At 67.2% G+C, this 21213-nt stretch carries 17 protein-coding genes and 1 pseudogene; 9 read left to right on the top strand and 9 right to left on the bottom strand.

The window, feature by feature from the left end; translation table 11 throughout:
* The 6 genes and pseudogenes from ACFWA7_RS29240 to ACFWA7_RS29215 all read left to right on the top strand — a co-directional run.
* Window positions 1-741 (top strand): annotated as a pseudogene (locus ACFWA7_RS29240) (hypothetical protein); the annotation flags it as partial.
* Window positions 742-1628: 887 nt separating this feature from the next.
* Window positions 1629-2033: a hypothetical protein gene (locus ACFWA7_RS29235; protein ID WP_385826069.1), complete on the top strand. Its 405-nt coding sequence runs from the start codon at window positions 1629-1631 to the stop codon at window positions 2031-2033.
* 73 nt (window positions 2034-2106) lie between these two features.
* Entirely contained in the window at window positions 2107-2850 is a 744-nt protein-coding gene (locus tag ACFWA7_RS29230) for an ATP-binding cassette domain-containing protein (RefSeq protein ID WP_385826067.1), read from the top strand.
* Between the two features lie 3 nt (window positions 2851-2853).
* Window positions 2854-4104: a hypothetical protein gene (locus tag ACFWA7_RS29225; RefSeq protein ID WP_385826065.1), complete on the top strand. Its 1251-nt coding sequence runs from the start codon at window positions 2854-2856 to the stop codon at window positions 4102-4104.
* A complete protein-coding gene (locus tag ACFWA7_RS29220) occupies window positions 4101-4682 on the top strand; it encodes a hypothetical protein (protein ID WP_385826063.1) in 582 nt (193 codons plus the stop codon). Before ACFWA7_RS29225 ends, ACFWA7_RS29220 begins: the two co-directional genes overlap by 4 nt.
* A gap of 575 nt (window positions 4683-5257) precedes the next feature.
* Window positions 5258-5770: a hypothetical protein gene (locus tag ACFWA7_RS29215; RefSeq protein ID WP_385536819.1), complete on the top strand. Its 513-nt coding sequence runs from the start codon at window positions 5258-5260 to the stop codon at window positions 5768-5770.
* Here ACFWA7_RS29215 and ACFWA7_RS29210 read toward each other — a convergent pair.
* From ACFWA7_RS29210 to ACFWA7_RS29195, 4 genes are all read right to left on the bottom strand, one after another.
* Window positions 5727-6518 carry an IS5 family transposase gene (locus ACFWA7_RS29210; protein WP_385826061.1) on the bottom strand — a complete coding sequence of 264 codons (792 nt, stop codon included), beginning with the start codon at window positions 6516-6518 and terminating at the stop codon, window positions 5727-5729. The genes ACFWA7_RS29215 and ACFWA7_RS29210 overlap by 44 nt on opposite strands.
* 303 nt (window positions 6519-6821) lie before the next feature.
* Entirely contained in the window at window positions 6822-7622 is an 801-nt protein-coding gene (locus tag ACFWA7_RS29205) for a maleylpyruvate isomerase family mycothiol-dependent enzyme (protein WP_385826059.1), read from the bottom strand.
* A 140-nt stretch (window positions 7623-7762) separates the two neighbouring features.
* A complete protein-coding gene (locus ACFWA7_RS29200) occupies window positions 7763-8599 on the bottom strand; it encodes an arylamine N-acetyltransferase (protein WP_385826057.1) in 837 nt (278 codons plus the stop codon).
* A 955-nt stretch (window positions 8600-9554) separates the two neighbouring features.
* Entirely contained in the window at window positions 9555-10052 is a 498-nt protein-coding gene (locus ACFWA7_RS29195; protein ID WP_385826055.1) for a hypothetical protein, read from the bottom strand.
* 186 nt (window positions 10053-10238) lie between these two features.
* On the opposite strand from ACFWA7_RS29195, the gene ACFWA7_RS29190 reads away from it, so the two are divergent.
* Window positions 10239-10922, top strand: a complete 684-nt coding sequence (locus ACFWA7_RS29190) for an HNH endonuclease family protein (protein ID WP_385826053.1) — start codon at window positions 10239-10241, stop codon at window positions 10920-10922.
* Between the two features lie 87 nt (window positions 10923-11009).
* Here the strand turns inward: ACFWA7_RS29190 and ACFWA7_RS29185 are convergent, their stop codons facing one another.
* Entirely contained in the window at window positions 11010-11609 is a 600-nt protein-coding gene (locus ACFWA7_RS29185; protein ID WP_385826051.1) for a DUF6417 family protein, read from the bottom strand.
* A 407-nt stretch (window positions 11610-12016) separates the two neighbouring features.
* Between ACFWA7_RS29185 and ACFWA7_RS29180 the strand changes: the two genes are divergently transcribed.
* Window positions 12017-12547 (top strand): SMI1/KNR4 family protein, encoded by a 531-nt coding sequence (locus tag ACFWA7_RS29180; RefSeq protein WP_385826049.1) that lies wholly within the window; start codon window positions 12017-12019, stop codon window positions 12545-12547.
* A 68-nt stretch (window positions 12548-12615) separates the two neighbouring features.
* Here ACFWA7_RS29180 and ACFWA7_RS29175 read toward each other — a convergent pair whose 3' ends face one another.
* The 4 genes from ACFWA7_RS29175 to ACFWA7_RS29160 all read right to left on the bottom strand — a co-directional run bounded on the left by ACFWA7_RS29175 (window position 12616) and on the right by ACFWA7_RS29160 (window position 19405).
* Window positions 12616-16944 (bottom strand): Tat pathway signal protein, encoded by a 4329-nt coding sequence (locus ACFWA7_RS29175; RefSeq protein WP_385826047.1) that lies wholly within the window; start codon window positions 16942-16944, stop codon window positions 12616-12618.
* Between the two features lie 274 nt (window positions 16945-17218).
* Complete coding sequence (locus ACFWA7_RS29170) at window positions 17219-17731, bottom strand: hypothetical protein (protein WP_385826045.1); 513 nt, start codon at window positions 17729-17731, stop codon at window positions 17219-17221.
* 512 nt (window positions 17732-18243) lie between these two features.
* Window positions 18244-18534, bottom strand: a complete 291-nt coding sequence (locus ACFWA7_RS29165) for a hypothetical protein (RefSeq protein ID WP_385826043.1) — start codon at window positions 18532-18534, stop codon at window positions 18244-18246.
* 328 nt (window positions 18535-18862) lie between these two features.
* A complete protein-coding gene (locus tag ACFWA7_RS29160; protein ID WP_385826041.1) occupies window positions 18863-19405 on the bottom strand; it encodes a hypothetical protein in 543 nt (180 codons plus the stop codon).
* Between the two features lie 888 nt (window positions 19406-20293).
* Here ACFWA7_RS29160 and ACFWA7_RS29155 point away from each other — a divergent pair.
* Complete coding sequence (locus ACFWA7_RS29155) at window positions 20294-20563, top strand: hypothetical protein (RefSeq protein ID WP_385826039.1); 270 nt, start codon at window positions 20294-20296, stop codon at window positions 20561-20563.
* The last annotated feature ends 650 nt before the right edge of the window (window positions 20564-21213 follow it).

Raw genomic sequence — 21213 nt, 5'->3', positions numbered from 1 at the left:
GCCTGGACGCGGCCGCTGGGACCCGTGCCCGACACTGGCCACCGGCTGCGGCCCGTGTGGGAGCACACCGCCGCCCTGACCGAAGCCTGGCGCGAACGCCGGGGCGTCCCGGCAGGCGTTGAAGGACTCGGCCCGCGCCCCACCACCACCCGCGAGGCGGCCGCCTTCGACGAGATGAGCACCCGCATCCGCGCCCTGTCCCGCCGCACCCACGCAACGGCCCAGGCACAACGGCGCGGCGAGGCTGCGCACACCTTCGTCCGCGCAACCCACCGCCGCCTTAACGCCGCCCAATCCGCCCCCACCGCCCACCCGGTGGAGCTTGCCACCGACGGGCAGAGCGCGGCGCTGATGGCGGAGGCCGCCTTCGCGCTCCGCGACATGCTGGCCACCGGACAAGCCCCCGAACCCTGGATGGACCACATCCCCGCCCCCGCCCCCGACGACGAGGACCAACAGCACCTGTGGATACGCCTGACCCACCACATCAGCGACTGGCGCAAACGCCGCCACCACAGTGGCACCGACCCCCTCGGCCCCCGCCCCAGCGACGCCGCCGCCACCGAATGGCAGCACCTGAGCGAGGCCCTCAACCACTACCGGCACGCCCGCATCACCCAGCGCCTGACCGCCCTCCAGCACCCCCGCCCCCACGGCTCCTTGGCCCAGGGGCCGGCTGCCCCCCGCCCGCACAGCACCCCCCACCCTGCGTCCGGACACCATCCGCCACAGCCCTTCTGAGAAGGGCGCGGTTCCTCGCTGGAGAGAAACAGCCGGGCGGCGTTTGTCAGTGAGCCTTTTTCAACCTGACCGCGATGCCGGGCTGTTGGGGGTCAACGGGCTGTACGTAACGACGAAGCTCCTGGTAGACGGGTTCTCGACGAAGATCATCCGTGTCCGCCAGGAGCTTCCCAAGCTCAGAGCGCGGGTTCGATTCCCGTCACTCGCTCCATGACAAAGGCCCTGGTCAGTGACCGGGGCCTTGTTCGTTGCCTGGACCAATTCGGGACCGCATGCCATTCGCGTGCCACCCAGCTCGCCTTACCGGGCTCCATTGAGGCCCACAGCGCCCATCCCCGGCGGGCCGGGTACAGCTCGTCTCGTATCATGAGACGCATTTGTGTGACCTGGGCCACTTGGCGCGTGAAGGGCGCATGTTCCCCCGCGCAAAGCGCCGGGTGGGCAAGGAGCAGGCCGGCACTCTGAGAGTAGTCACGCTCCCGGCAAGAGGCTGGGCAATGACACAGCCGCACAGGATGAAGGGGTGAACCGTGCCCTCCCTCTTCTTGGGCGCTCAACCCCTTGGGTGACCACCCACAGTATTCCGCCAATTGTTCTACAGGCATCACATCGCGATCTCTGTACGCAGAGTGAAGGGCGGCAAGGCGGAGGTCACAAGTCCTCCAGGAACCCTTCCCTTAGCACCCCCGGAACGTGGCGCTCTGTCACCGAGCAGGCAGGCACGCGATCAACCTTGGCCATATTTCACCTGATTGCCCGTCATTTTTCCGGCATCATGGGCGGCTGCGTTGGAGCTGGTTGTCCAACGCAACCGCCTAGAGGTGTAGCTAGTGCTGCAACACCAGCTGCGCCTTCCCTATCACTGCAGAAGGAAAAGGGAATCCCTCATGGTATCGCTTCCGAACTCGCTGGGGCGCCGATCGGGCGCCGTCGTCGCACTCGCCGCGTCGGCCATGCTGGCGGGTGCTGTGCCCGCACATGCCGAAGGTTCCAGGACTTCGTACATCTCTGCCTGGACGATGGACCATGAGTCCAACCGCTGGCACGACAGCCACACGGACGACGCCCCGACCAAGGTCGCCTTCTCCGGTTGCAGCAGCGACGCCCTGGACTTCCACGCTCCGCTCAACCTGTACAGGGTCGTATCCCTCGCCCCCGACGCCAACTACGGAACGAGCGTGAACTACTGCAACACCAGCAACTGGGGGGACAAGGTCAACCCCGGCGACTTCTACTTCGCCTACAAGGGCGGCTACACCATCAGCGTGAACACGGTGAAGATCTCCTGGTGACCCTTGCTCACTGATTACATCTGGCTGGGGCCCGCGCACATGGCGGGTCCCAGCCCTGTTAACGAGGCCCTGTATGACCCTGGAAATTAGCAGCTGCACCTTCGGGTACCGGCGCGGTACGCGTGTGCTGGACGGCCTGTCCCTCGCGTTCACCGCGGGCAACACCGTTCTGCTGGGGCCCAACGGGGCGGGAAAGTCCACCCTGCTCGGCATCGCAGCGAGCGCCCTGACGCCGAGGAAGGGGTACGTCGTCCTCAACGGGCTGCGGCCCGACTCCAGCGCCACCCGCAGGCGGTACCGGCGCCGGGTCGGATGGCTGCCGCAGCAGGTCCGGCCGGTGGCCGGGCTGAAGCTGCGCGAGCAGGTCGCGTACGCGGGCTGGCTGAAAGGCATGTCACGGCGTACGGCCTGGGACGACGCGATGCCAGCATTGCAGCGCGTCGGTCTCGGCGAGCTGTCCATGCGGAGCAGCAGGGAACTGTCCGGCGGCCAGCTGCGGCGACTGGGCATCGCCCAGACACTCGTTCACGGAGCTAAGGTCGTCCTGATGGACGAGCCGACGGCCGGCCTCGACCCGCACCAGCGGGGCGTGTTCCGCGACCTCCTCGGCGAGCTCTCCGCCTCCACCAGTTTCATTGTGTCCACACACCAGACCGAGGACCTGGCCGAGAGCTTCGACTCGGTCGTCGTCCTCGATCACGGAATCGTCCGCTTCCAGGGCACGGTGGCGGACTTCCTGGAGACGGCGCCCGCACAAGCAGCTCCCGGGCGACTGGCCGAGGCCGCGTACAACCAGCTAACGCAGAGGGGGTTCTGAAGGATGCCCTGGCGCGCATTGTTCCGTACCTCCGGTGCGATATGGGGCCTCGTCCCGGTCTGCGCCTGGATGTGGCTGGTCTCCCATCAGGCCGACTTCACCACGGCCCCCCGCTACTGGGCGGCGGCGACCGCGCAAATGCCCCTGGTGGGCATCATGCCCCTCGCGCTCTGCGCAGCGGCCGCGGCGTGGGAAGGTGTACGCCTCAAACGGTCCCGGCTTGTAGGGCCCGGTGCCGCTCCGACCCGGTCGTTCCTCTCCATAGCCCTCGCCCAACTGCACGCTCTTTGGGGCGTGGGAGCAGCCTGCGTGGTGTGGGCGCTGGTCTGCGTGGCCCGGCTCGCCGAGGGCGGACCCGGCGGACCGGACCTTCGCATCCTCGCCCTCATGGGTCTGATGGTGTGCACCTACACCCTCGTCGGATACGCCGTGGGGTGGTTGCTGCCCGCCATGCTCGCCGTCCCGGTCGCGGCCATCGCCACGTATCTGTGGCTCGCCTACCCCGTGGCCATGGAACCGCTGTGGCTCCGCCAGCTCAACGGCACCAATCTGAGAGAGTGCTGCTCCTACCGGCAAGTGCTGCGCCCCGCTGCCCTGGCCGCCCCGGCCCTCGTCGCGGCCGGACTCGCCGTAGCAGCCCTCATCACACTGATCATGCGGGTGTGGTGGCAGCGACTGCTGGGGCTCGTTCCCTTGGTGGCCGCGGTGCTCATCGCCGTTCCCCTGGTCAAGCCGCTGGGATACGACCCCTCCCAGCCCCGCCCGACCAGTGCGCTCAGCTGTTCCGACGGCACACCGCACGTGTGTACGTGGCCGGAGCAGGAACCGGACGCCGCGAATTTCAGGAAGTGGGCCGGCGAAACGGCCGCCCGGTTGCAACGGGCCGGCGTCAGCGTGCCCGCCCAGTACATGCCCACCTTCGCCAACCCCCATCAGGCCCTCGTCCGCTCTGCCCTGATCAGCGGCATCCTTCTGCCGGCTAGCAACTTCAACTGCCCCGCGCAGGGCTCGTGGCCGGGCCAGGCCGCATACGATCCGGTCCGTGGCTGGCTGGAGGTCACCGCCGGGTCTACCGAGGCCGACGTCGCCAAGCACTTCGACGACGGCGGCAAGACGATCGCGCTGATCCACCAGGTCCGCTCGCTCCCCCCGCGAACCCAGCTCGCCTGGTACCGGACCAACCTCGCCACTCTCACCAGCTGCACGGAGCAGCCACGGCTCGCCCCCGCGTCCTACCCAGGAGGCACACGGTGATCTGGTGGCTCCGCATCCGGGCAGCACCCGCTGTCCTGGGGGCACTGCTCCTCACCCTTTTCGTCGCTGTGCTCGTTCCCCACTCCGAGGTGCCCATCCCTTCGGTCGTCGGCGGTCTCACCTCCGGGTTGCCACTGCGCTACCTGGTTCCGCTGCTCCCTGTCCTCCTTCTTCTCCATGGCCAGGGACAGGCCGACTGGGAAACCGAACGCGTCGCGGCCCGTGCGGTACGGACACTCGACGTGGTCCTCTCCCTGCTCGTCGTGGGCATCACTCTGCTCGCCGCGTTGGTGGTCCCCGATGGGGTGGCCATCGCTCGCAACATCGCGGGCTACCTTGGCTTTGCATGCATCGTCCGCTGGTTTTCCACCGCGCGGTTGGCGACAGCCCTGACAGCGTTCATGCCTTTCCTTGTCGTCTCGGTAGGTGGACACGGCGGCACACCGGCTTGGTGGGCGTGGCCGCTCCACGACGGAAACAAACCTGCCGCCGCTTGTGCGGCGACCCTCCTTTTTATCGGTGGCCTGGCCCTCTCACTGCGGCCGCCGTTGCGGGGTGACCGCGAACCGGATGAATGAGAGTGCGAAGGGCCAGCGATCAGTTCGGCGGCGTGCTGGGGCATCGGCTACCAGCGTCTCGCCCCTGAGGTTCCGGACGACCCATCATGTCGAGTGCGGCGAGGTCCTTGAGCGCACCGAAAAGGGCCCGTTGACCTGCTCCGCACATCGGCACCAATAGGCTGGGGAGCCTCACGTGGCAGGTCAGATCACCCTCATGCGTGAGCGATGCGCGTGAGCGATGCGTGAGCGGACGCGCGAGCACACGCCGTCCTGGGCCCCGGACCGACCAGCAAGCCAGATCTGGCTGACCAGGCCAAACAGGACGGCTGGGAGCACCCAAAGCCGCCCGGCACGATCTTGCCGGGTCTTTCAATCCGTGGGCTGTCAGATCACGGCGTCGGTCGCACACCGCGCGCGCCCGGTCGCCGAACAGATCGCTCCTGCGAACCTCCCCATCGAGGGCGGTTCGCCCTGACACCTAAGTGGTTGTTGTCGTTCCGAACCTGAGGGCGGTGTTTTAGCTGGTCAGGCATAAGGGTGACCGTGTTGTGGGAGTGGTGGCCTGTCGTCTCATCGCTTCTGGGAGGTCATGGATGCCGTCGGTCGTGGGGTTGCTGGAACAACGTGAGCTTGCTGCCCGTCGTCGGGTGGACGAGCTGCGGGAAGAAGCCGACCGCGTGCAGGCCGAGTTGGCCGTGGCCGAGCGGGAGTGGAAGGAGTGGGCCATCGCCCGGTCCCGGGTGGGCGAGGTATTGGATCCGTCCGAAGAGCTCGTCGTTCCCGAGCAGACACTGGCAGCTCCGTTGGTGGCGGCCGCGAAGCCGAAGTCGCAGGTGCCGGTCTGGCGCGAGGGTCTGGGCTGGTCGGTGCTGTCGGTGGATTACCAGCGCATCGGGCAGGTCCTCGCTGACCGGCGCCGCCTCCATCAAGGGCCGTTGACCTGCCAGGAGATGGCCGCCTTGTTCGGCCTGGATGCGGTGCCGGCGAAGGTGGAGGCACTGCGGTCGAAGGCGAAGCGCCTGGTGGCACGGGGCTGGCTGGCCGAGCGGCAGCCGGGCCGGTTCACCCTCGCCGAGGGGGTTTCCGGGCCAGACGGCGGGTCATGAGCATCGTCATCGACCAGTAGATCATCGCCTCGGCGCTGGTGGTGGAGCGTTCGAAGTCGCGGACCAGGCGGCGGCTTCGCATCAGGTGGGCGAAGAACCGCTCGACGATCCACCGCTTGGGTAGGACCACGAAGCCCCGCAGGGCGTCCCGGCGTCTGACGATCACGAGGACGAAGCCGAGCGTGGCCAGGCAGTGCTCGATCAGGCTGCCGGTGTAGCCGCCGTCGGCCCAGACGAGTGCCAACTGGTGGTGCGCGTCGACGACGTGGGACAGGAGAACACGGGCGGCGGAACGGTCGCCGACCTCCGCAGCGGTGACCGTCACCGCGAGCAACAGGCCGAGGGTGTCGACCACGACGTGCCGCTTGCGTCCGTTGATGAGCTTGCCGCCGTCGAAGCCGCGGCTGTCCGCACCGACGACGGCGTCCGCCTTGACGGACTGCGAATCGATCACGCCGGCCGTGGGCTGTTCGTCCCGGCCCGCCCGCTGCCTCAGCCGGGCACGCAGGCGGTCGTGGAACTCCTTGACCAGGCCGTGGTCGCGCCAGCGGCGGAAGAACGCATACACCCGGTCCCACGGCGGGAAGTCCACTGGCATCGACCGCCACTTGATCCCGTTGTCGACCAGGTAGCGGACTGCGTCCAGTAGCGCCCGGTGGCAGTACGCCTCCGGCTGCCCGCCCCGGCCCCGTAACCAGCCGGGCACCGGCAGCAGTGGCCGAACCTGGGCCCACCCCGCGTCCGTCATGTCGGAGGGATACCGCCGAACACGCTCTGCATGATCGGCCGCGTTCCCGAACCGGTGAGCGACACAATCACACGACGGGGCAACCGAGTTGAACTCCACCGGCGCGAACGCGTACACATACGACAACAGGGCCTCCCGGTACAGCTCTTGGCCTCGACAACCACTGAGCTACCGGGGCCCTGTCTCTATGCCCACGGCCCGCGGCGATCACCCGATCGAGACTCCCGTCCGACTCACACCTCAAGACCGGAACGACAACAACCACTTACCGACTCGAGGTGCGGCCAACCGCCCCGCTACGTCCTACTTCTCCTCCGGCTCCCAGGCGCGGAGCAGGTCGAGCAGCCCTGCGTCTCCGTCGACGTGCAAGGAGGCGGCCTGGATCCGGTCGTACAGGTAGAGGACCAGCTCACTGGCCGTGCCGTGGACGGAGGCGCCGGCTGCGTCCACGTCCTCGGCGGTCGCGGCGGTGGGCGCGGGGATGCGAGTGATGCGCGCGCCGTCGCCGTCGACCGTGAGGCGCCAGGAGCGGCCCTCGGCAGCGTGGAAGTCGAAGGCCGTGGGCTTGTGCGGCCAGGCACTCGGGGTTGCGCAGACGGTGAACAGGAACTCCTCCACACCGTCGAGTGCCAGCTCGAACGGCAGCGGCTGCGGGGCGCCCCCGGCGAGCTGGGCGTCGTAGGTGTGCACCGCGGTCTCCTGGACCCGGTGCCGGGCGACACCGCCGGAGGTTCGCGGTGACTGCGACGCGGGCCACCACGTCCAGCTACCGCTCTCCGGTCCCGCCGCGCGCAGGGCGTCCAGCAGAAGCTGCGTCGACGCGTCCAGCCAGGCCAGCAGTGCCTCACGCTCCTGCGGCACTTCCAGCGCGGCGCGCGCAGCGACGGCCTCGGCCGGAGGACCGTCGGCAGGCCCCGCGCCGACGATGGCGGCCCAGAAACGGTCTCCCCCACCCAGGTGCTTCACCAGATCGGACAGCGTCCACCCGGGGCAGGTCGGCACCTGCACATCGAGGCGGGGAGCGGCGGCGACCACGGCGCGGAAGGCGGCCGACCGTTCATCGATCAGTCGCAACAGGTCAGGGAACTCAAGATTCTTTTCCACACCGGATGTCTATCATCATGATGCAACTACCGGACAGCGATTTTCATCGCCGACAAGACGCTGCTCCCGAGGCGGTTCGCGAACATACATGGGTGTGAGTTGTGTACGGGTCGGGCTGCCTTCCCGCAGGGCACCGCTCACTACTGCCCAGCGGTCTCCCACTCCTGATGCGCGGTGCGGACGCGGTACCACAGCTCCGCCCGAGCGGCGGTGTCGACGTCGGTCAGCTTCAGGTGGAACACGTCGGCCAGGACGTCGTACCAGTCGTCGGCCGAATCAATGATCCGCTGGTCTGTGCCTGCGGCGTCGATGCGGTGCAGCACACAGCCCCGCAGCATGTCCACGCCCTTGGCGTCGCGCAGCTGGGCCTGGAGGACCCGCACGAAGCCGGACTTGGGGGAGGCTGACAGGTGAGCGTGCTTCGCGGCGAAAGAGGACAGCTCCACGGGCTCCGGCGTGAAGACCATCGCCGTGAACGCGCCGCGGGGATCGTGCGTGAACCGCCAGCCGCCCGGCACCACGGCCGACGGAGTCATCCCGTAGGTGAACGGCCCCTGGGTATATCTGCCTTCGCGCAGGGGCAACGGCTCGTACATGCCGCCGGCGAGCCCGGTATCGACCAGCCACCGCTCGCCGTCCAGCAGCACGGTGAGCGCGAGATGGTCACCACCGGGGCCCTCCGGGTCCTCGACCTCATCCTGTATCCCGGCCCGGTGCAGGGTCACGTCGTAGCCGAGCGCCGTCAGCAGTGCGGCGAAGGCCCCGTTGAGGTGGAAGCAGTAGCCGCCGCGCCCGCGCAGGATCCGGGCCACGGACTCCGCGGCACTGATGCCCGCCGGTCGGCCCAGTTGGTTGTCGAGGGTCTCGTAGGCGACCCGTTTCACCTGTGCCCGATGCAGTTCCCACAACGTATCGGCGGTCGGGGTGGCCGGCCGCTCCACCCCCAGCACGGCCAGATACCTATCGATACCGATCATGATCCCCCTCGCCGCCCGAACGGTTGATCAGAATCGGTCGACCGTTCATCGATCAGCCGCAACAGGTCAGGGAACTCAAGACTCTTTTCCACGCCGGATGTCTATCACCGTGCTCCGGGAGACGGACAGCGATTTTCCCAGTCGCCACCGATTGACCAGTGCGGACGTCCTCACCTCCCACCGCTCGGGTGACAAGCTGCGCACTGCTGCGAGGACGCTGGTAGTGGCTACGCCAGGCGTCGTGCCTGTGGGGGCTCTGGCCTCGCCGATGCGGCCGTGCACCTCGGCGACGTGACGTCCACCCGGTGCGCGCGGTCATGCTGCCGCTCCGTGTGATGGACGCGGAGGTCACGACGGCGGGGGAGGACCGGTCGGGTCGGGAGTTCAGGTGACTCTCGTTCGACCAGCACTCCTCAAGTTCGGAACAACAACAGCCACTCACTGAACGAAGTTCACGCATGGCCCACAGTGATCACCCGTGATTCAGGGAAACGCCGGGTGACCTGCGGCAGTACAGACGGCGCGCATGCAAACAAGGCCGACCCTCGCGTGACTGACGTCACATCTCTGGCCAGAGGCCCCGAAAGGCTCTCCTGACACGTACGGGTGAATTGCTGAACGGCGCCCACACGAAGGGAAGATGAGTGCTAAACGTTTGGCTGCGGACCTGGGCCCGTCGCAAAGAAGCGCGCCACCAGCAGCTCGAAGGCTCGGTCGCTTCAGTCGCTGGCCAAGACCGAGCTGGACAACAAGGCAGCCAAGTTCGGCATCAAGGGGCGCTCCGCCATGACCCACGACCAGCTCTCCGGCGCCCTCAGCTACGCGAGCCGCAGCTGACGGGGCAGGAGTGGCCAGTGCCGGCCGCCCGCTGCACCTCGAATGCTGACGTGGCGGGCCGGAGCCACCAGGCACCGGCCATCTCCGTCGTACCGTCGCCCTGCCGCCCCAGGTCTTCTCACACCGAGCCGAGCACGTCAGCGCACGTCAGGTTCCCCGCAGCTGTCTTCCGCACCGCGTTGTCGAGGTAGTTCAGCGCACTCGACACCAGACGGGCGTGGTGGTTGGCCACGTCGGAGGGCCGCATGTTCGAGGCCGGAGCAAGGAGGACGAGCTTGAGCTGCGCCACGGCGGCGCTGTCCTTCTCATCCAGATCCGGGAGGGAGACAAACAGTTCCTGGGGCGGCCGTGTGTGCACCGCTGACACCACGTCCGCTGCGGGCACCTCGGCGAGGTCGCCAGCGGTTTCCGCCTTGCGGTCCAGTGCCAGGGAATGCAGCCCCAGGGCTAACAGGAGACCGGCCTTGGCTTCCATGTCTCGTTCGCCGACATTCCAGTCCCGGTAGTAGCCGTGCATCCGTTCCCGAAATTTCAGGTCGCCCCGGGCGGAATCGACAATGCGCTTACCGAACTCTCGGCTGAGGATCCAGATAGACCGTGGCGCGTCTGCATTCATCGATCCTCCCTCCGGGTGGCCCGTTGGTCGTGGCGGAGGCGGCACGTACGCTCGCGATGCCCCCAGTGTGATGAGGTGAGTTTCTCCTCGCCGGTGTGAACTGCCCGCTGGCCCCGTCGACTTGGGCGCCCAGGACCGATACGAAGATCACGACGACTTGTCGGTGATCTCCGAAAGGGACCCTGGATGCGCCGCGCCCGGATCAGCCTTGCCGCCACCGCCCTCACCACCCTCGCCCTCCTGCTCTCCCCCGCCACCGCCCACGCCGCTCCGGCCCAAGCAGCCGCCCCCGGAGACACCGTCACCCTCCCGGTCCGCGACGCCCTGCAGAACCTCCCCGTACGCGCCGAAGACCGCACCGGCTACCAGCGCACCAAGTTCAAGCACTGGGTGGACGCCGACCGCGACGGCTGCAACACCCGCGCCGAAGTCCTGAAAATCGAGGCCTTGGAGGCGCCGGTGCAGGGTCCCAAGTGCACCCTCACCGGCGGATCCTGGTACTCGCCGTACGACAACCAGTACTTCGACGACGCCAGGAAGCTCGACATCGACCACCTGGTCCCGCTCGCCGAAGCCTGGGACTCCGGCGCCTCCGCCTGGAGCGCGGCGGAACGCGAGGCCTACGCCAACGACCTCGGGGACGAGAGGGCGCTGATCGCCGTCTCCGCCGCCTCCAACCGCAGCAAAGCCGACCAGGACCCCAGCACCTGGCTCCCCCCGTACACCGACTACCGCTGCCAGTACGTCACCGACTGGATCGCCGACAAGACCCGCTGGGACCTCGACATCGACCCCGCCGAACAAGCCGCCCTGACCGACGCTCTCTCCGCCTGTCCCAACCCCGACATCACCGTCACTACCGCCCGCTGAGGCCGGCCCGACGCTGCCCACCGTCCGGGGAAGGCCCAGAACCGTCCAGGTTCCGGGCTCCCGGACGGCCCCGTCGCGCAGCGGCCTTCAGGACGAACCGCGCCCCGGGGAAGCAGGACTGGTCGAAGGAGCCGGTCGGCAGGTGATGCCGTACTCCCGGCCAAGCCGGTTGGCCGGGGCGCTCGAGGCTGCCATCCGCTCCAGGAAGAAGGCATGGGCAATGCCTTGCACCTGCTCATCGGTAACCCACACGGTGAACCGGCTCTTCGCCGCGTCCCACGACGCGGCGCGCACCACCTCGTCCAGGCCCTTGGAGGGCAAGCGGCACAGTGTAGGAGCAAGGGCCAAGTAGCGGCGGAGGATGTCCATGTCCGATGCCCGCATCGCGACCGCCCGCAGCAGCGGATCCTGCGGAGCCGCAACTTGCCGGGTTGCTTCAGCGGCGCGTGCGGCCTGGTAGACGAGAGCGTCGTGGCCGTCGACCGTCAGCCGCGCCGCCCAGGCCAGCTGCCGCCCGCGCCCCAACGTGGGCAGCAGTTCGGCGGGAGCCAGTTCGCACAGACCCAGCCCCGCAAGAGATCGCACCACCGGCACGGGGACCCGCTCCCCAGGGGTGACCCAGCCGTCCCCACTCGCGGCCTCCTCCAGCGCCCGCAGGACATCCCACTGCTCGCCGCGCAGCGTCACAGGACCACCTCCCCATCGGTCCGGGCGTATTGGCCCGATAATGACGGGTCGAGACACGGACGCGGGCCGTTTCGGACGGAGAAGAGGCCGGGCGGGAGTCGGGTGATCAGACGGCGGTACTTAGCAATCCATGCCACCGTGCACTCCAGGGTCCGACGGTGGCGGCCCGGGCGCTGGCGACCGGCTGTGCGCCGTGGCCAACAGTGGGGCGCTGTAGACACGTTGCAGACCGTCGATAGTGTGGGAAGACGTATGAGGCCGGGTGACCCTTCCCGGCGTTCCGAAAGAGGAGATTCGTAGTGGATTTACGCGACGGGACAGCCGGAACTGTTGAGTCTGCTTGGCCGCGGGTGGTGCGCTGGCTTGAGCAGAATGCTCCTATTCACGCTGACGCTCTAAACCCTCCCGTGACGGAGGATGAGATCTCAGCGGCGGAGGGGAGGATCGGAGTGAGATTCCCTGGAGAACTGCGCATCTGGCTGATGTTGAACAACGGCAGCACTGCACTCCGATTGCGGGAGAGTCATTATGTTGGCACAAATTATGCAGCCTTTTCGCCGCTCCCTCATGGCTGCGCCTTCTTGGATCTCGATAGGATCGAGAGCACCTATGCTGCCCGGCATGCCTATCAGGATCAATTGATCGCCAGCGGCGATAATTTCACATACTGGGATCGCACCTGGATTCCGGCTATCGAGAAGTTCGACGCCCCTTACGGATTCTTCCTGGATGTGTCGGCAGGGTGTGTCGATTGTGCGATGTACAACTATTCGGAGGGGGATGTGATTGAGGTGGGTCACACGCCGCCTTCATTTCCTTCCCTTGGTGTCTATCTAACGGATGTCGCCGACGCTCTTGAGGGGATCAGGCCGTGGGGGAGTAGGATCGGATTCGAAGGGGTAGTGCCAACTGTGCGGGATGGCGTGCTGCACTGGTAGTACTCACAGATAGACGATCGGGGCCGGGAATAATGATTCCCGGCCCCGACCGTATGTTCAGGGCTGGCTCAGCTGGTGAAGCCGTTCAGGTCGAGCCAGTATTGGTCCTTGTCAACGAGCCTGTTGCGGTTGATGAAACTCCCGAAGGGCCTCATGGACTGGGTGTTCTGGTTGTTGGAGATGGTGGCGCGTCCGCACTTCTCGTTCCAGGTGGGAAGCGGGTAGCGGGGGTCGTTGACGAGGCGCCAGACGCCATTGCTGCCTCTTTGGGCGTAGGTCTGCAAGCATGCCTCACCGGAGTTGACGGGGTTGAATCCTCCGGGCATTCCTGCGCTGTCGTACGAGGCGGCGAAGGCGAACTCGTCGCAGCTCCATGTGTCGGATTGTTTTCCCTCATCGAGTTCGGGTGAGAGGGTGGCGTTCTGGTTGCGCTTCCAGGAGTCGGGGCAGATGACGTCGCGATTGGCTTCGCTCTGCTTCTTAGTGGGATCGCTTGCCGACATGACGTTGCTGCCGAGGTAGGTCAGCGGCTTGCCCCACTTTTTGCTCCCGAAGTGACCGGGCAGCTTCTCCTGGACAAGCCAGGCATGCGCTGCGGCTGCGGGGAACTTCTGGGAGTTCATGACGTAGGTCGTCTTGTACCGCTTGAAGACGCATCCGGGGTATGAGGTGACGACGGTGTCACAGCGGATCTCTGCTTGGGACCCGGGGGTGATGTCGGCGGGCTTGTCGGTCGAGGCGCCGCCGATCTGGCCCTCCGTCTTCCAGATCTGGTTCAGCAGGTCGCTCGGCTTGCCCTGGCCCCACTGATAGTTCTGCTGGACCGAGTAGATGTGCCTGTCGCCGAGGGCCTGCCCCCAGGAGTTGAGACCGATTCCGGTACGCGGCCCGTTCTTCGTGCAGTCGAGGCTGCATGCGTCGAATAGCGTGACGGAGACCGGTTCGGACATCCCCTCGCCGGTCGCGCTGGTGGGCATCATTTTAATGCTGGTGTTGTAGCCGCCCGAGTCCTGGTGGAGTTTAATCTCCTCCTGGAACCGGAAGGTGACGGTGCCCGTGACTTTACCGTTGACCGTCTTGATGAACCCGAAGTGGCCCTTTATGCAGGCTTCATATCGGTTGGTCCATATCTTGCGGTCTGAGTTCTCGCCGAACGGCTTCGCTGCGCACCAGTCGGCGTAGGTGTCCTTGGGGTCGGAGAACGCCTTCTGCAGGGAGTCGATCGGGGGAGCCGGCGAAGGAACGTCCGGAACCATGTCAGTGGGCGTGGTGATGTCGTCGGGCTGCGGAGCGTTGACGTTGGGGTCGGAGAAGGAGACGTTCACCATGCCGCTGTAGTCGCCGGGGACGAAGGCGATCGCGCCCCAGGCGATGTCCTTGTCCGCGGTGCCGCTGCTGTTGGCGTTGGAGAGCTTGACTTCGGGCAGCTGTTCGTTGAAGCGGTAGGCACCCAGGTCGACCCACTTACCGGCGTTGGCGCCCTGGTCGACCGTCCTGGTCTCGGTGCCGAAGGGCGTGACGATCTGGTAGACCGCTTCCTTGGTCTGCGCTCCGGTGTCGGGGATGTGGGCGTAGACCTTGGCCTGCCCCTGGTCGACGGCCTTGCCGAGTTTCCAGGTGCCGTCGATGCTCATGACGCCCCCGTTGCCGCCGAGGTGGGCGACGTTGCGGTCGTGGGCGTACCAGAAGTGGCCGCCGTAGCCGCCGCCGATCTGGTGCAGGTCCGCCTTCGCCTCGAAGCGGCCCTCCGCGCCGGGGGTGAAGGTGAACTGGAAGCTGCCCGCCGAGCTGGCTTTGCCACAGTCGCTCCAGGTCGGGGTTCCGTCGGGGACGGAGGCGACGACCAGGGATCCGGCCGGGGCGCCGGTGCAGACCGGGGTCCCGTTCTTCAGCCGGTTACCGCGTCCCGGTTCGGAGATCAGCGTCTGGTACTTGATGTTTTCGTGGCCGCACTGCTTGGCGCAGTCCTGCTTCCAGGTGGCGTTGGGCTTGTTCCACCAGTACTGCGCGTAGCAGGCCTCGTCCTTGCAGTTGGGCGGCGTGTTCGGGTCGCAGTTGTTGGCGCTGTTGCAGAAGACGCCCAGGGCCGGCGAGACGAGGCTGCGGGAGGAATTGGTGTCCCACCAGGCGGGCCGGAAGCCGGCCGAGGAGAACCCGGACTCGCCGGGCCAGTCCTGGCGGCCGTCGGTGCTGTAGGAGAAGCCGGTGTCAATCGACCAGGCGGCCCAGCCCATCACCTTCTCCTGGTACGGCCAGTCCTGTGGGTGGGCGGCGTCGCGGTTGGCCTCTGTGCCGTCGACGGTGGTGTCCATGAAGGGGTGGCCCCAGCTCTTCTTGTAGAGCGGGTTGGCCGGGTTGTTGTACCAGCCCAGCCCCCAGTGCCCGCCGTGCTTGGAGGCTTCGGAGGGCGGGTTGAAGCCGAGGTTGTAGTTCCAGACGGCGGTGAACCAGTTCTCCACCATGGACGGATCGTCGTTGTTGACCGTGATCTTCTGCCCGTCCGTGTGGACCTCGTTCCACTTGTCCGCGAGGATCTTCATCGAGGCAGCGATGTTCGACGCGTAGTCGATCGCGACGAGCTTCTGCAGAGCGGGAGACAGGAGCTTCTCCTTGTTCCCGCTCGCGTCCGTCTTCTCGTGCCCGGCCATGCGCATGCCGTCGGTGACCTGCCCCACGCCGTAGCCGCAGTCGGACTTCTCCCAGTGGATCTGCCAGTAGGCATCCGGGTCACCGGCCACGGCCTTGTGCCCGTAGTAGCCGTCCACGGCAGCGAGCGGGTTGCCCATCTGGCCGGGGATCGCACCCGACTCGGCCTGCCACAGGTTCGACTCCTGCGCCATGATGCCCAAAAGCACGTTCGCGGGGATCTTTCCCCCGCCCTTCAGCGTCGGCGCGGGGAACAGGCCCTGCGGGTCGATGGTGCCCATACCGGCCTGGTCGCGATAGCCGCCCTGCCGGAGGTAGCCCGCGCGCAGGTTGCCGCGCACCGCCATGTCGACCGCCCACTCGACCTGGTTCGGAGTCGGCTGCAGAGCCTGCACGTTCACGTCGTTGCGGGACACCGAACACCAGCGGTCAGGATCGGTCGGATCGATCGATGCCGCGGCCGCAACCCCACGCGCCATCTTCGGGCGCGCCCCGGAAGTCGCGGTGAGAGCCGGGGAGAGACCGATCGCGGAGGCGCCGGTGGTCTCCTGCCGCACGCTCTGGGTGAGCTGCGCCCCTGTGGTGGTGGCGGTACTCGTGATGGTCACCGGCTCACTGGCAGAGGCGGCCTCGGCGGGCTGCGCCGCTGACCCTGCCGACGGGGCGGGTTCGGCCTTGGTGAAGCCCTTGCCCGCGTCCTTGACGTGCTCCAGACCGGCGCGAAGGCCGGGAGTGAGGATCGGGTCGACGGCGAGACGCCCGTGGGAGGACATGTCGGTGTCGGCGGGGGCGTTGACCGGCGTGATGCTGGTGCCCTTGACGGCGGGCGTAGTGGTGGGGTGGCCGGTGAGGAACACCTTGCCCGCGTCGCCCGGCATCAGGTCGAGGTCGCCGAGCTTGCCCGTGGCGATGGATGCCGGCTTGCCTTTGCCGGTGAAGAGTTTGGCGTGTGCGGTGGAGTTGTTCTTGCGGTCGACGAAGGCGACCTTGCCCTCAGCCTGGGGGCGGATGTCGAACGGCGTGCTGTCCGCGTCCGTGAGGGTCTGCACCTTCCCGGAGCGGTCGAGGTGGATCAGGTGCTTGCCGAGGGCCGCGACCGTGCCGTCCTTGACCGGGACCGCGCTGGTGATCTCCCCCTGCGCCGCGGCCGAACCGAGGGTCTTCCCCTGGGTGTCGACGGTGACCACGCGGGTTTTCGTGCTCGCGGGGTCATTCATGTCGCGGAAAGCGGTGAGCGCGGCGGTGTGGGTGGTGGTGTTGCAGGACGGGTCGAAGTAGGCGAGCGACGCGGTGAACGGAAGCTTCACCACCTTCCCCGAGGCAAGGTCGACGATCGCGGTGAACGCGCCGCCCTGCATCAGGTCCGGCTTGTTCGTGAAACTGCGCGGCGCGTAGACGACGGCGGCATGGTCGCGGTCCATCTGGCACTGGTTGCCGATCCACGAGTCCGCGGGCAGGCCCGGCTCGGACAACGTGGCCACCGTCTTCCACGCGTACGCCTTACTGCTGTCCGCGACCAGGATCCGCAGGCCGTCCCGGTCGGCGGCAGCGGTCACCGCGCGGTCGGGACTGGACTTCCAGTCCGTGCCCAGCTTCTTGTCAGGATCCGCAACCTGGCCAGGAGCCGCCGGTGGCGTGGCGGGGGGCGTGGGCGTGTCGGCCCGCGCCGATAAGCCGGGCAGCAGGCCGGTGAGCACGGCTGCTGCGGCGACCGCCGTCACCGGCACCCGCGCTCTCTTACTGAGTCTCAACAGATCTCCCTTATGCATCAATCCGCCCGCACGGCTGCGGGCGGCGACCAGTACGCGCAGGGTGCGAGAGGCCTGGCGCACTGGAAGTCGTGGGGCCGGTCTTAGCGGCGGGCCTTGGCCGCTCGAGGAGGGGCTGGGCTCTGGCCGAGTGCGCAGGGCGTGGGCGCATGGTGCGAGAGCGGGCGCCGACCAGGCCTGTCACCCGGGCCGTCCTGCGGCCCGACGGCGCGCCCCCTGAGGTAACCGTGTGTTAACGCATCCGACGCCGTCGGGTTCAGTGATAGATGTCGATGACGACGCGGTTCGGCGAGGACAGGGTGAAGACCTTGTACTGGGTGTAGTCGCCCAGTGAGAGTCCGAAGGTGACGTGGCCTTCGTAGCCCGCCGATGTCAACTGCACGCCTTTGAGGGAGGGCAGCGAGACGGCCTCAACGGCGGGGGTGGTATAGGCATCAGGCCCGGCGGAGTGGGCAAAGGCTCCGCCGGAGAGATCCAGAAGCAGATAGGACCTACCGGAGATCTGCAGGCGTCGCTCTTCGCCGGCGCCTCCCGCGCTATAGCTGCCGTCCGGGCTGACGGTGGCCTGCACCAGGGGCAAACCGGTGCCGCTCAGGTCGAGCACCAGACGGTCGCGATCAGGGTGGGATCCGGTACGCGCGTCCAGGACGCAGATGTCCGCGCACGACGAAGCGGCCGTGGCGGCGTGGGCGGGTACGGCCGAGACCGTCAGCCCTGCCAGGATGGCGGCAACGGATGCCGCCCGGCGGGCTAAGGAGGCTACCTTCATGATGAGTTCCTCACTGTTGAAAGGCACCGCAGCGCGGCTGCGCGCGGCAAGGCAAACGAACCATTGGCGGATTCCGCGATGAGAGACGCGGACAAGCCCGGACCTCGGGCGCTGAAACGCGCGTTGGTCGTCCACGTGACGCCCACCCGGAGCAGTGACCGTAAACGGGCCCGCATCGTGCCGCGCGGATGGCAGCACCCAGCCGCCGTGGACCGGGAACGGAGTCCAGCACCTCGGCGAGATGACCTGTTCCTCATGCTCTGCAGGCAGCAGATGGGTGATGCGGACATGACATTTGGGCGGGAAGTCGTGGGCTGGAGAAGAGGCGCGGCCCCTGGATGAACAACGGCTCAGACGTCTTGATCATCAGAGGCCGCCTCCGTGTGTGCTCACCGGCCGCCAGGCCTGACCTGCATGGTCAGGACCGGCTGCTCACTTCGGCAGGCAAGACGCTTCCCTCTTGCCCATCGAGGTGCGAGGGCCGGCCGCGACCAGGCGTCGGCTTGGCCGGCTCAGCCCGGGTAGGGACGTCGGGTGTACTTCTCGACAGTGACAACCGGATGGTCAGGTACAGGCTTGCCCGCGGCCTCGACGGTCAGTTCCGTAGGCCACGAGGTGCCTGGGTAGACCCCGACCACCTCCGTGGCCACATGGACCAGCGCAGCGAACCCTCCTGGCCCCGTGATGCGAAGGTCGGCCTGGTAGAACGCACGCTCACGGCCGCTATTGGTGATCCGCACCGGCAAGGTCAGCTTCGCCCCGGCGCGGTGGACGGTGAAGGCCACCAGGTCGCCCTTGGCCACGAGTGGCTTGCCGAAGTCCCCGTCTACCGGGTCGTTGGGGCGGTAGGGCAGTGGCGAAACTGGGTTTCCGCTGGGCGCGGAGGCAGCCCGCTCCCTGCCAACCCGCGCACGCTCCTCTTCCACCGTGTCCTTTGAGGCGGATGAAGATGATGGCGTGGGGGCAAGGAGAGATGGGGCGGCAGCCCCTGGCTGGCTGGTGCCGGCGCGTTCGTGCCCGCATCCAACGGTCAGTACCGCGGCCGCCAGTGACACCCCCATCACGGCGAACAGGCCCCCTGACCGCTTCCGGTCCATGTGCGGCGGCTGATCCGGGCAGGTCATCTCAACCTCATTTACAGGGGGCTATGGTACGGACGCGGTCAATGATTGCTTCTTTGGTGTCCTTGGACGCCTTCATGATGGCGGTGACGTTTCCGCAGAGCTCGTTCACATGCACCGGGCCCGCGTAGTTGGTAAACCGGCCCTCGTCGGTAACGCACTTCGGACTCTGCCCAGCGGGAGCGCTGTTCTCACACAGCTTGAGCTTCATGTACATGGGAGCGCCCATGTTGTTGTCGAACCACGCGCACGAGGCCACCCCGCCCTTCTGGTACATGAACAAGGTCCCGTACCGTCGAGAGTCGGGAAGGCGTTCGGCCCAGGTAAAGACGTAGCCGGGTCCGCACAGAGTCACCCCCTGTGCCAGCGCCTGCGGTTCGGCCTGCGCGATAGCACGACTGGCGCTGTCCGCATCAGCCGCGATCGTGACGCCGGCCACAGTAACGGTGTCCGCGTCGGCGGCAGTCGCCTGCGGGGCCGCCACGCCAAGCGAAGCGGTGGCAATGACGGCCGCTGCGGCACGCCGTGCAGTCCGTTCGGCAATTAAGGACATGAGTATTCCCAATCAATAGAATCGTGTATGCGTGACACGTCCGTCGCGACAGGCGCACACGCTCAACGCGGCAGACACCTGCCGCATGGCAGTTCCGACACCCCGGCATAGGCGCGCTGGAATGCATCGCCGCCTGCCACCGGAACGACATCGCCGCCACAGGCGTTTCGCCGCCCGCCTCCAGGCAGCCTGCGCTTCATCCGGTATCTCTCACAAGGAGAATGCCGAAGCTCTCTCGCCTGGAACGCGTGACAGAGCGAACGTGGCAGGTCAGGCCACAAACGGACGATGAAGATGCGAACTGATGCCTCATCACCTTACGAGGGGCTTACGCCTGTTTCAAATCTCTCCGAGACCGTCCGGAAATGGGCAGGACTTTGACGGGAAGCCAGGCCTCACCATTCCGGATGCACTGCCCCTCGACGCGGCCAGCAACGCACACCGCTCCGCCGATACATAACTCCCCCTCAAAACAGTTCAACCGGTATCAAGACGCGGGGTGCCGACTGGTCACTGCCCACGCTCAGGAACCCACAGCTGACACTAGCCGCCGAGCAGCCATCGCGGTGTAATCCACGGCACCCCCGATCAATATCGGACCACATACATCCGGCCAATCCCGTCGGTCGTGCAGCCCTTACACCTGGGCAAGGACTCATCTATTCCATGAGAGCAGTACGCGAACAAGTCATTCCGTGCACCGCGGCACGGCTCATTCCGGTGCCACAGACACCGTTCGGCCGGCCACTGGCTGCCTGTCCAGGTCGAGGTGCACTGCGGTGAAGCCGGCCGGGACAGCATCCCGCTACTGACCCGCTTCGGGGCCTGGGGCAATCCGACCCTGGGGATCTTCGACAGCTGGGGCGCGTCAACGTCCCGCTCGACGTGATGGCCCGCATCGCCCGCAACAAGTCGAGCGAGACCATCACCACCTTCGGCCCCAACTGGTTCAGCCGCCGCGAAGACCTCAACGCCGACATCCTCCTCCTCGGCGGCCGAAAATTCTGGACGCCCGCAGATGCGGACCTACGTACCGACGAACACTGGCGCGTGTGGCTGCAGACCTCCGCGACGCCCTGCAGCGTGCCGGATTCGGCTTTCACGACCTGTTCTCCTGGCGCACCACGTCCGCGGCGCCATGCTCCTGGAGCCGCTTGAGGACCTTGGCCCCAGCCGCCGCCGTGCAGCCAGCAGCCGCGCGACCGTCACCGCCGGACGCCCGCGGTCGGTGTCCACAGATCCGGGGCACAGCTGCAGCCAGCCCGACGAACCGGTCGTCAGCACCATCCGCTGGACGTGGGCCTGTCCGGGATCCCCGGCCGGGGCGGCAGCTGGTTGCGTGGGTGCAGACATGGGGCCGGTGGGGCGGTGGGCGTTCTCCCACAGGGGCGGACTTCGCGGCGACCAGGTTCGTGGCGACCGGCCAAGACGGGCGGCGCGTCCCGGCGAGGAGGCGGGAACGGACACCGGGCGGACCGAGCCGCAGAGCAAGCGTCGGTCCGGCAGGGGGAAGAGGAACAGACTGGCGCCATTGGGAGGGGTCTAGCGGCCATCGCGTACGCGCTGCTCGACGTCGCCGCGGCGATCCGGGAGCACACCGAAGCCACTGAGTAGCTGCGGCGGGACCCTGGGATGCCCTCCGCACCGGTCAGAGCCAGTTCCTCGGCAAGGTGGCGAGCGCGGATGCTTCGGGCCGGCAGGGCCTGGCGGCCGCATGGCATGTGGTTCGCACCCGGGCAGGTCGACACTCCGGCCGAGCGGCGGGGAGGGCAGCCGAGGAGGCGGCCAACATGGCGGCTTTCTCACGG

The sequence above is a fragment of the Streptomyces sp. NPDC059994 genome (assembly GCF_042737755.1).
Taxonomy (GTDB): Bacteria; Actinomycetota; Actinomycetes; order Streptomycetales; family Streptomycetaceae; genus Streptomyces.
This window is presented reverse-complemented; position numbering and strand designations above follow the sequence as displayed.